This window comes from Niabella aquatica, from assembly GCF_054779315.1.
Window position 1 is genome coordinate 77,487 of sequence record NZ_BAAGYM010000013.1, and the last position, 12,351, is coordinate 89,837.

The window sequence follows — 12,351 nt, forward strand, 5'->3', positions numbered from 1 at the left end:
TAAACTAAAAAAAGCTGCCTGTATTTTTAAGGCAGCTTTTTTTATTAAAGCCTTTCTCAGGTTTAGTATTATTTATCTATGATTCCCATACCAGCGCACTGGCACCCAATATAGCTGCATCCGCCTCTTTTAGTTCGCTGAAAACAAGCTTTACTTTATTTTGGAAAATAGGCAGGAGGTTCTTTTCCATATGCTCTTTGGTGGGGTTCATAATATAATCGCCTGCCTTAATAACGCCGCCAAAAAGTATAATAGCTTCCGGTGAAGAAAACATAATAAAGTTGGCCAATGCTTCTCCCAGTATCTGACCGGTATAACGGAATACTTCTATAGCGGTAGCATCGCCTTTCTGGGCGGCATCAAAAACAGATTTGGAATCAATCTGCTCCTCGGGTATATCATTTAGTAAAGAGTCGGGATTTTCTGCTCTTAATTTTTTCGCGGTGACGGTAATGCCTGTTGCCGAGCAATAAGCTTCCAGCGATCCCTGGGCGCCGGTACTATAGTGTTTGCGCCCTCCCGGCCGAACGATCACATGCCCCAGTTCTCCTGCAAATCCATCATGGCCATAAACGATCTGTCCATTGCAAACAATACCGCTCCCAACACCGGTACCTAAAGTGATCATAATAAAATCTTTCATGCCACGTGCTGCGCCGTACATCATTTCTCCTACTGCAGCGGCATTGGCATCATTAGTAAGTATACAGGGGATATCGAATTTTTTGCTTATAAGATCAGCTATTTGGATCGTACCTTTCCAGGGCAGGTTAGGCGCATATTCAATACAACCCGTGTAAAAATTTCCGTTAGGGGCGCCCATCCCAATTCCTTTAAAATGATACTCTTTCTCAAATTTAGAAAGCAGGGGGCGCAGAGCAAAGTGCAGCGCATCAACATATTCTTCAATAGTAGGGTATGCGTCTGTTCTGATATCTCCTTTATCGAAGATCAGTCCGCGATGGTTTACCAGGCCAAATTTCGTATTAGTGCCACCAATATCAATACCTATAACCATTTCTTTAGACAAGTCGTGTATACTCATGTGTACAAAAATTTAGAAAAATAAATGAATTGTTTTAGTGGCCACTGCCTTTTGCAATTTTGTTAAGATCAATACCCTGTGACTTTAAGATGTTGCTTACACGCAGTGCATAAAACACCAGGTAACTAAAGCAAATAACACCTACCACGTAACTCAGGTGAATAGAAGTAGCATCTGCCAATGCCCCCTGGAGCACGCTCATAACACCACCGCCCATTATCATCATAATAAGATAACTGGACCCTTCGTTCGTATGTCTGCCCAGTCCGTTTATTGCCAGTGCAAAAATGCAGGGCCAAAGGGTACTGCAGAATAACCCTACGCTTGTAAAAGCATAAACTGAAACCATGCCTGTAGTAGCCATCCCGATTATCAGTGCAATAATGCCCAATACAGAGTAAATAAGAAGCATTTTTGCAGGGTTCCCTTTACTGGCTATGTCACCAGCTATCATAATAAGAATGATCGCACCATAAATATAAAACGGTGCTAAATCGTGCTGCGCAATAGCATTTACTACCAGGAATACTCCAAAAGCCAGATAGGGAGCTAAAAATCTTAAAATCTTCTTTACCCCGCCGCTTACATCAAAAGCTTCTACTGCTCCGCCCCAGCGCCCGATCATAAGGCTGGCCCAGTAAAGAGAGATATATGGTGCCACATCTTTCGTATGAAATCCGAGATCTTTTTCCATATAAGCAGGTAGGTTGGCCGCAGTAGCAACTTCTACTCCTACATATACGAATATGGCAATCATACCCAGTACTAGTTGCGGATACTTAAAAGCCGAGCTCCGGTGATGACCAGGCTCTTTATCTTCGGTGTTCTCGGTATTTACAGATGTAACGGCCGGCAACGATGAAAATTTGAGCATGATGGCTACCAGAATAAATACCGCTCCTAAAATAAGATAAGGTATTTTTACACTTTCTATGCTTGCTTCGGTATTAGAAGCAGAAGTAGAACCAAAAATAGCAAAAGCTACTATGAGCGGTCCGATCGTTGTTCCGAAGTTGTTGATACCACCTGCCAGTGTAAGCCGCTGAGAACCTGTGGCGGCAGGGCCTAATTCAATGGCCAGCGGATTGGCTACTATTTGCTGAAGCGAGAAGCCCAGCCCTACAATGAACAATCCAGATATCATCAGCCCGAAAGATCCCATGTTCGCAGCAGGGTAAAACAGCAGCGTACCCAGGGCTGAGATGATCAGACCCACAATAAGTCCGTTTTTGTAACCGATTTTGTTGGTGATATCTTGCTTTATACTTTTCGAGATAAGCATATAAATGATCGACCCTACCGTATATGCCACGTAAAAAGCAAAAGAGACCAACTGGCTTTGTGTTTGAGAAAGATCAAACGCCTTTTTAAAAACAGGAATTAAAATGTCGTTGCTGGCAGCAACAAATCCCCAGAAAAAAAATACTGTAATTAGTGTTCCGAATTGGGACCAGTTCGTTTTTTGTGTACTCATAAAATCGTTTTTGTTAAAAGTGGGCATAAATGTAAATAGATAAACCGTAAGTAAAAATTTTAAATTAAATAGATTGTTGTTTGTTTTATATAAATTATTACTACTTTTAAGCGAAGCAATTATAAGTTATGGAGATTGTTCACGTATCGGCAGAATGTTACCCTATGGCAAAAGCGGGGGGACTTGGAGATGTAGTAGGGGCTTTGCCTAAATATCAGAACGAGTTGGGACATGTGGCCAAGGTGGTAATGCCTATGTATCGTACCAGATTTTTGTATGACAATGAATGGGAGCTGGTGCACGAAGGGGGGCAGGCACTGGGTAACCATTGGTTCAAATACAGTGTGATCAAGGAAAAAACCAATAAACTTGGATTTGATCTTTACCTGGTAGATATTAACGGTGTGCTTGACAGGGAAAAGATTTATGGATATGATGATGATGCGGAGCGGTTCATCTCCTTTCAACTGGCTGTGTGCGATTGGATCAGCCGCTGGCATCATAAGCCGGATATATTGCATTGCCACGATCATCAGGCCGGCTTTATACCGTTTTTTTGTAAGCATGTTCATGCATTCCGCTACCAGCTGGCCAATATCCCCAACGTTTTTACAATTCATAACGGGCAGTACCAGGGGCAGTTCAGCTGGGATAAATATTATTTAATTCCGGCCTATGATACATGGAACTGGGGATACCTGGATTGGAACGGGCTGATTAACCCTATGGCCTCAGCCGTAAAATGCGCGTGGAAAGTAACCACTGTAAGTCCTAATTATATGGAAGAGCTGCGGCATTCGGCTGCCGGCCTTGAAGCCCTGTTTGAATATGAAAGAGGAAAGTGCAGCGGTATCATTAATGGTATCGATTCGGAAGTATGGAACCCGGCTACAGATGCTTACCTGCTGAAAAATTATGATCTGAAAACTGTTAAGGACGGTAAGGCGGCTAATAAGGCAGAGCTGGTAAAACAATTTGGGCTTGACCCTCAAAAACCGCTGATCAGCTTTATTGGCCGGCTGGTGGATGAAAAGGCCGCAGACCTGCTGCCCGAAGCTATCAGCCAGTCGGTATATCAATATGGCGGCAAAGCCTCCTTTCTGGTGTTGGGATCGGGAAACCCTTATGTTGAGGCCGCTCTGGTTGATATGAATAAAACATTAAAGGGATATGTAAATACTTATATCGGCTATAGCGAATCGCTCAGCCATTTAATATATGCCGGATCTGATTTTATACTGATGCCGAGCAGGGTAGAACCTTGCGGCCTCAACCAGCTATATGCTTTGCGGTATGGTACCGTGCCCATCGTAAGAAATATAGGCGGGTTGAAAGATACCGTTATAGATTATGGAGCGCCGGGTGGTTTTGGTATTACGATGGAGCAGTCAAGTGTGGGCGATATCGCCTATTCTGTAGGCAGGGCTATTGACCTGTATGAGAACAAGCCCGTACAGCTGGGAGAAATCATTCAGCGCATTATGGGTATAGATCATAGCTGGACATCTTCTGCCAAAAAGTATCTCGAATTGTATGAGCTGGTAAAACAACAATAGCGATTATAAAATAAGGTATTGCTTCACAGGTATAGCGCATTTCATTAAAATGCCCCCGATCCAAAACAAAAACTTTAAATATAAATTTTATGAGTATCTCGCAGGAAGTTATCGCAATGATTCTGGGCGGCGGCGCCGGGACAAGACTTGCACCATTAACCAGCAGCAGGTCTAAGCCCGCAGTGCCCATTGCAGGCAAATACAGGTTGGTCGATATCCCTATTTCCAACTGTATCAATTCTGATATTAACAGGATGTTTGTACTGACCCAGTACAACTCGGCTTCTTTAAACCGGCATATTAAGAATACATACCGGTTCAGCGCATTTAGTACGGCTTTTGTTGATATACTTGCTGCAGAGCAAACACCCGATAACCCTGCCTGGTACCAGGGAACCGCGGATGCGGTAAGGCAGTGCCTGCGACATCTTTCGGCCTTTCCCAGTGAATACGTTTTAATACTTTCTGGGGATCAGCTTTACCAGATGGACTTTAACAAGATGATTGAAAATCATAAAGCCTGCGGAGCCGACATTTCAATTGCAACGATTCCTGTAGGTGACCGGGAAGCTCCTGAATTTGGTATTTTAAAAGTAGATGAAAACAGTATTATCAGTTCCTTTATTGAAAAGCCCTCACGTGATATTTTGGAAGAATGGGTGAGCGATACCGGCCCTGCTATGCAGCAAAAAGGCAGAAATTACCTGGCTTCTATGGGCATTTATGTTTTCAACAGGCAGCTGTTGCTGGACCTTTTATTAAAAATCCATCCCGATGCTACAGACTTTGGTAAAGAGATTATTCCTTCATCTATTAATTCATACAATGTAGCCAGCTACCAATATGAAGGATATTGGACAGATATAGGGAATATTTACTCTTTCTTTGAAGCCAATCTTGAACTGACGGCAGATATACCGGAGTTCAATTTGTTTGATAATACAAAATCTATTTACACACGCCCCCGTATGCTGCCCCCGGCAAAAATCAGCGGCACTACATTGGAGAAAACCGTTATCGCCGATGGATGTATCATCAATGCCTCCCGCATAGAGCATAGTGTGATAGGAATCAGGTCGAGGATCGGATATGGATCCACCGTTGTCAGCTGTTATATTATGGGTAGTGACTATTATGAAACGATTGACGATATAGCCAATGATCAGCATAAAGGAGTGCCTCCTATTGGTATTGGCAAACGTTGTTACCTGCGGAACTGTATCATAGATAAGAATTGCCGTATAGGCGATGATGTGCGGCTGAATGGCGGCCCGCATCTGGCTCCTGCCGAAACCGAGCTATACACTATAAGAGATGGAATTATTGTAACCAAGAAGGGAGCTGTTTTTCCCAACGGATATGTAGTATAAAGTTAGCTACACCCTGCACGGCAGGGTTTTTTTATAAATAAATTATAATGTGTACTTGATACATATTATATTTGCGCCATAATATACTAATGATTGCCTGTATCGTTCCTACAGTCGGCATCCTATAATAGAGGGAAACGCTTACATTTTGCACCCGCTTACATTTTTTTACCATGCAGAAAATATTTCTTTTACCGGCCATATGTTTTTCAATGGCTTTGCTTGCTCAAAGCCGTACCGATTCGGTATTGAAGCTGCTGGATGATGCCATAAAGAAGCGTTCGCAGTTTGCTGAAATAAAAGAGCTGCGTATTGACAGCTTAAAAGCTGCAGTCAGACAAAATTCTGATATTGAAAAAAGCTATATTTTGTATGCACGGATCTTTGAAGAATATAAAAAATACAACTTGGATTCAGCATTATGGGTAGCTAAAAAGAAAAATGCTATTGCCGCGCGATTGAACAAGGTACAGCTTCAATACGAATCGCAGATGAACATTGCAGAAGTGTTAGGGAAAATGGGCATGTACAAAGAAACTTTTGATATTATGGACCGGATAAAAAGGTCTGATTTGGATAAAAACCAATGGAGTTATTACTTTCACCTCTTCCATTCCATTTATTCCCTGTTGCTGCATAATGCATTATCGCAGCAGGAAAAGGAACATTATCAGGGGCTGATCACTCTTTATAAAGACTCCTTGTTAGAGGTAACCGATCCTCAAACGCTTGCACATAAATTGGTGTTAAATGGTAAGCTTACAGAACAGGGTAAATACCCCGAGGCCCTGGCGCTTATGAACCGGTGTTATGAAAAACTTGGAGCGAATGATGCTGAAACAGGCGCTGTAGCGTATGGGATTTCTGAAGTTTATGGAAAAACGGGAAAAACGGACCTGCAAAAAGAATACCTGGCTGTATCTGCTGTAGCTGATATCAGAAAGGCTGTTAAAAGTTATATTGCGCTTCAGAAGCTGGCTGTTATATTGTACAAACAAGGCGATCTGGAAAGGGCTTACGCTTATATCAGGTGTGCTATGGAAGATGCCTCATTTGCAAGAGCCCGATTCCGGATGATCGAAGTATCGGAAGCGCTCCCGATTATTGTAGCCTCTTACGACAAGAAAATGAAAGAGGAAAAAGACCGGCTTTTTAAGTATCTTATTCTTATTTCGGTGCTTTCATTTGTTTTGTTGCTATGTATTGTTTTTATTTATAAACAGCTGCAAAAAAATTATGCAGCCCGGCTATTGGTAAAAAAGAAAAATGAAGAGCTTATTCTTATCAATGACGCACTTAAAGAGCTGAACAAGAAATTGTCTGAGTCTGATCAGGTTAAAGAAATATATATTGGCTATGTATTTAATCTTTGTTCTTCCTATATCAACAAACTGGAAAATTATCGTGTAAGCCTGAATAAAAAATTGAAAGCTAAACAAACAGATGAGGTGCTGAAAATGACCGGTAACCCCGGGTTGGTTACCAATGAGCTAAAAGAGTTTTTTCAAAATTTTGATACCGTTTTCCTCGATATATATCCCAATTTTATAGATGAATTCAACGGGCTCCTGAAAGCTGAAGAACAGATCATCCCAAAATCGGGAGATATTCTTACGCCTGAACTGCGGGTTTTTGCGCTCCTGAGGCTTGGAATATCTGACAGCAGTAAAATTGCTGATTTTCTGCATTACTCTCCTCAAACAGTATACAACTATAAACTGAAAATAAAGAATAAGCTGGCCGTTTCAAAAGAGACATTTTCTGTTAAAATTCATCAGATCGGGAAATAATCCTGTTATCAGGGTCTACTTTACAGTGCATCTTTTTCTACTTTATTTCAGAAAGCCTCATTTTATATGTATTTGATTATTAATTAGTTGGTTTTGTAAGGAACTGCTTTTGTCCTACTTTCTATATCTCCTGCTGTTCAAAAAGGTCTGGTGTGCCGATATTTTTGGAAAAGAAATGTATTGCCATAGTATAACCAAAATCTTCAAATTATTTCAGCCATGCGATTATTTATCCAGACGAAAGATCTGCTTGTTTTCCTATGCTTTTTGACAGGGCCCTTTCTGTTTCCTTATTTAGCAAACGGGCAGGCGGTTATAAATGTTAAAGGAACTGTGACAGACCAGTCCACACAAAAGCCTATTGCCGGGGCCAGCGTAAATAGTAAAGGGCAGATTACGGGTGTCACTACAGACACAGAAGGAAAATTCAGTATCAACCTGCAGCCCAATGCAGTGCTTAGCATTTCCAGTATTGGCTATAAAACACAAGATGTAAATGTACAGGGTCAAGCCGAATTATTTATTTCTTTAGAAGTATCAGCCGAAAACCTCGGTGAAGTAGTGGTAATTGGTTACGGTGGGGTAAGAAAGAAGGATGTTACCGGATCGGTTACCGTATTAAAACCCGACGAAGTAAGCAGAGTAAAAGCTACTACAACAACAGACTTGCTGTTGGGTAAAGTAGCAGGTCTGCAGGTTACGCTCGGATCGGGTTCGCCGGGGTCAAGCGGAACTGTAAGGATCCGGCAGGGCGCTTCTTTAAATGCTTCTAACGAACCATTGGTAGTAATAGATGGCATGACAGAAGGAAGCCTGTCCTCTGTAAACCCTAATGATATTGAGAGTATTACGGTTTTGAAAGATGCTTCGGCTTCTGCAATTTACGGGGCCCGCGGAGCTAACGGAGTAATTATTGTAAAGACAAAGCGCGGAAGTATAGGCGCTGGAAACAAATTTACAAAACCGGAAATTAATTACCGTGGAGATATTTACTTAAACAGGCCTGAAAAATATCTTGATGTTTATGAAGCCGGTGAGTTCACAACTGAGTACGAAAAAAGAGGATGGAATACTGCGTTATTAGGAAATGCTAATACAAACTGGCAGGAGCAGATCTCGCGTACCAGCTTTACCAACCTGCATACTATAAGCCTGGCAGGAGCCATGCCTTACACGCCTTACAGGTTTTCTGCCGGCTATAACCAGGAACAGGGAAATGTTATCAATACAAAAAGAGATGTGGTTACTACTACTCTGGCTTTATCTCCTAAGTTCTTAAATAAACACTTGAGCTTAGACGCAACGCTCAGGTACACCCACATCAATACACCCAACAGCGGCAGTTCCTTTTCATCGGCTGCTCTTACAGATCCTACTCAACCGGTATATTTTGACTATGGCCCTGTTACTGTAAATGGGGTCAGTTATCCGCAAAAAGCTTTTGGATATTTTATGTATGGTGCGGATGAAGCGGGTAATAAACCGCAGCGTCCATCCAATCCTGTTGCAAGCGCTGCACTGCCTGATATGGGATACAATAAAAACAATCGCTTACTGACCAATTTTTTAGTAAGTTATAAAGTGCACGGCTTTGAAGATCTGACCTTAAATGCAGGTTTGAGCAGCAGTTCCTATCATTCGGAAGATCAGTCAAAAGGCCGCGATAATACACCGGGAACATGGTCGGTATCTAATGTAAATTTAGGGAAAGGAGGTATTGCCACCCATTCAAACGGTACCTCTTATAGCAGAAGGACAGTGCTGGATTATTACCTGAATTATACCAAGGCATTGACCAATCATCAGTTCGATATAACACTTGGTCATACCTACGAGATGCAGAAATATGGTTCCTGGAACAGCCAAACAATGTACAACGACGGAACATTGGTTTCAGGAAGCGTAGAAAGCTCTAATGAGGGGGCCGTTTCAATGGCTTCCTGGTTTTCGAGGCTAAACTACAAGCTTTTTAACCGGTTCTTATTAACCGCAACGCTTAGGGCTGATGCTTCTTCACGTTTTGCACCGGAAACAAGGTGGGGACTTTTTCCGTCAGCAGCGTTTGCCTGGAACATTGCCGATGAAAAGTTTATGGAAAACTTAAATAATGTGAATGAATTGCGGTTCAGGGTGAGTTATGGCAGTACCGGTCAGCAGAATATTAATAATGATTACGCTTACCAGGCTACTTATTATGCTTCTACTCAAAATTTCATGTACAGGGAAGGCTACCAGTTTTATGTTACATACCGTCCTTCTGCATTCGACAGGTCTATTAAATGGGAGGTTACCAAAACGGCGAATATAGGCCTGGATTACGGTTTTTTTAAAAACAGGTTATACGGGGCAATTGATCTTTATCAGCGATATACATCACACCTTTTAATGAACGCTGTAAAAGTTGCGGCAGGCTCCAATTTTGCAGAATCCGTTGACCAGAATATCGGCGAAATGTCAAGTAAGGGTATTGAGTTTGCCATTGGCGGTGTTCCTTTAAGAACTAAAGATTTTTCATGGAATCTGAACTTTAATTTTGCCTGGAATGCTTCAAAAATAGAGAAACTAACGGTATATGATGGTCCTCCCGAAAACACATGGGTAAAAACAGGATATACCAGCTCTAACCGGTATGCACAATATCATAAAGTAGGGAATACGCCTTACACTTACTACCTGGCTAAACAGGCCTACGATGAAAATGGCAAACCTATCGAAAAATTCTACAACCCCAATTATGATCCCAACGTTTCAGGCTCACAGGAGTTGGTAAATGATGATGCCGCTGATGCCAATAAATGGGATACAAAAAAGAGTTCGCTTGTGCCTTATTACGGCGGTATCTCAACTTCAGTAAAGTATAAGCAATGGGATTTTGGAAGCAATATGCACTATGCTTTCGGGCAATATGTTTATTGGGAAACCATGAGCTCGGGCAGCAATAACTCTTTCTTTGATGCATCTAATCAATACCCTACCAACACTTTAAAAGGATGGGCACCCGAGTGGGCCAAGCAACACTATTTTTCAGATTACTGGCTTTTCAAGGGAGATTATTTTAAAATTGACAACGTAGTGCTGGGGTATACATTCAACAGTATTTTAAGGAATAAAAGTTCCTTGCGTATCGGTGCCGGCATTCAAAATGTAGCTACTGTTACGAACTATCCCGGTGTAGATCCTGAAGTGTATAGTGGTATCGATGGGTCAAGCACACCCAGGCAAAGGATGTACATGGTTTCATTAAACTTAAAATTTTAATGCTATAGTTATATGAAATGAGCTATGAAAATCTGTACACTGGGACAGATGATCAGTGAGCGAATTACATAGGGTAATTAAAAAATAAACACATGAAAAAGTTATTTAGATATTTGTTGTTATTATTAGTTGTAAGCATTTTCGCTTCTTCCTGCGAAAAGCTGGATCTTCAGCCAACTTCATCAACTGCGCTGATGGAAGAAGATGTCTATGCTACTTATGAAGGATATCATGGTGTATTTTTAAAGATATATAGCGCCATGGCAGTTGCCGGTCAGGGTGGTGCGGGTGGTAATGATGTAGCATGGGACGGGGGCAGAAGTGTATATTTAAGGTCTTTGTTCTGGGTGCAGGAAGCCCCTTCAGATATTATCATCTATCGTACGGGTACAGGTTACGGAATCCCATCAACCGTTTCTCTTAACTGGACAACCGGTACTGAGTTTCCTCAATATTTTTACTACAGGGCATATATCATTATAGCGTTATGCAATGAGTTTTTAAGAAAAACAGAAAAATCTGTAATGGAAAAGTATGGTGTATGGGAACAGGCAAAAAACGATGTGGACCATTGGCGTGCAGAGGCCAGGTTTGTAAGAGCTTATCAATATTACCTGCTCTGTGATCTGTACGGTTCGGTGGGCTGGGTAGACGATTCCTCTCCCAACGGAACCTACCCGGTTCAAAAAACTAGGAAAGAAATATTTGAATATGTTGAAAAGGAACTGCTGGATATTGAAGATAAAATGGCTCCCTCAAGTAAAAAGATTTTTGGGAGAACCAACCAGGCTTCAGCATGGTTCCTGCTGGCAAAACTTTATTTGAATGCACAGGTGTATACGGGCACTGCGCGCTACAATGAAGCGCTGGCCTACGGCAAAAAGATAATTCAGGACCCTAATTATTCGCTGGCGCCACAATACATTGAGAATTTTTTAAAAGATAATAATACCAGCAATGAGATACTATGGGCTATTCCTACAGATAATGATAAAATGCAGGGCGAAGGGGTAACGAACTATTTACTGAAATTCCCGATCAGTAACTACATGTTTGATTTTGTCGATTACGGCATTTCAGAAACGTATAGCAGTAATGGTTCTTTAACTACCACATTCGTAAATAAGTTTTTACCGGAAGACCAGGACTTTAATCCTGCCGACCCCTGGAATGATAAGAAGAAGGATAAAAGATCTTTATTGCTGGGGGGGCCATCAACAGCTACGTATAAATCAGGTGGCGCAGTAGATAAGCCTGCGCTTTTAAAGGAAAACTGGAGGGAGGGTGCAGCATTTGTAACTTCTGTTATTTACTACGGCTATACTATGACCAAATGGAGAAACGTAACCAAAGACAGGGTGAAATCCGCTCCTACAAAATATTCAAATATTGCCTTTCCGGTATTCAGGAAAGCCGATGCCTATCTTATGGCAGCAGAAGCTATTTTGCGTGGCGCAAATGGTACCCGTTCCGAAGCATTGGCATATGTAAACGAGGTCAGGAACAGGGCTTATAACTCAGGCCCTTACCTCAGCGCACGTAATGTAGCCAATGGGGAAATTACAGACAGCCAGTTAACGTTGCCATTTCTATTGGACGAAAGAGCGCGGGAGTTATGGACAGAAAACTGGAGAAGAAGTGATCTGGTCAGGTTTGGCGTGTTTACAAAGGGGTATAACTGGGAGTGGAAGGGCCGTGCTACAACAGGTGAAACGAATCATGTTGGCCAGGATGTCGATGATAAATATAATTTGTATCCCATTCCGCAGAATGATGTATTATACAATCCCAACCTGGCTCAAAATCCTAACTATAAATAAACTTAATACCCCGATATGTATTAGAAGAGGGTACTGAC

At 41.8% G+C, this 12,351-nt stretch carries 7 protein-coding genes; 5 read left to right on the plus strand and 2 right to left on the minus strand.

All coding sequences use genetic code 11. The features are described 5' to 3' along the window. Positions 1–76 precede the first annotated feature (76 nt). Together ACYVBM_RS11460 and ACYVBM_RS11465 are read right to left on the minus strand one after the other, a co-directional pair. Positions 77–1,045, minus strand: coding sequence for an ROK family protein (locus ACYVBM_RS11460; RefSeq protein WP_460685796.1), 969 nt, complete (start codon positions 1,043–1,045; stop codon positions 77–79). Positions 1,046–1,079: 34 nt separating this feature from the next. Next, the gene (locus ACYVBM_RS11465) at positions 1,080–2,519 is read right to left on the minus strand and encodes an MFS transporter (RefSeq protein ID WP_460685797.1); all 1,440 of its coding nucleotides are present in this window, start codon (positions 2,517–2,519) and stop codon (positions 1,080–1,082) included. Positions 2,520–2,647: 128 nt separating this feature from the next. Between ACYVBM_RS11465 and ACYVBM_RS11470 the strand changes: the two genes are divergently transcribed. From ACYVBM_RS11470 to ACYVBM_RS11490, 5 genes are all read left to right on the plus strand, one after another. Continuing rightward, positions 2,648–4,075 carry a glycogen synthase gene (locus tag ACYVBM_RS11470; protein ID WP_460685798.1) on the plus strand — a complete coding sequence of 476 codons (1,428 nt, stop codon included), beginning with the start codon at positions 2,648–2,650 and terminating at the stop codon, positions 4,073–4,075. Positions 4,076–4,164: 89 nt separating this feature from the next. Continuing rightward, positions 4,165–5,445 carry a glucose-1-phosphate adenylyltransferase gene (locus ACYVBM_RS11475; RefSeq protein ID WP_460685799.1) on the plus strand — a complete coding sequence of 427 codons (1,281 nt, stop codon included), beginning with the start codon at positions 4,165–4,167 and terminating at the stop codon, positions 5,443–5,445. Positions 5,446–5,618: 173 nt separating this feature from the next. Next, entirely contained in the window at positions 5,619–7,235 is a 1,617-nt protein-coding gene (locus tag ACYVBM_RS11480; RefSeq protein ID WP_460685800.1) for a DUF6377 domain-containing protein, read from the plus strand. 219 nt (positions 7,236–7,454) lie between these two features. Beyond that, positions 7,455–10,493, plus strand: a complete 3,039-nt coding sequence (locus ACYVBM_RS11485; protein ID WP_460685801.1) for a SusC/RagA family TonB-linked outer membrane protein — start codon at positions 7,455–7,457, stop codon at positions 10,491–10,493. Positions 10,494–10,585: 92 nt separating this feature from the next. Next, complete coding sequence (locus tag ACYVBM_RS11490; protein WP_460685802.1) at positions 10,586–12,313, plus strand: RagB/SusD family nutrient uptake outer membrane protein; 1,728 nt, start codon at positions 10,586–10,588, stop codon at positions 12,311–12,313. Positions 12,314–12,351: the final 38 nt, after the last annotated feature.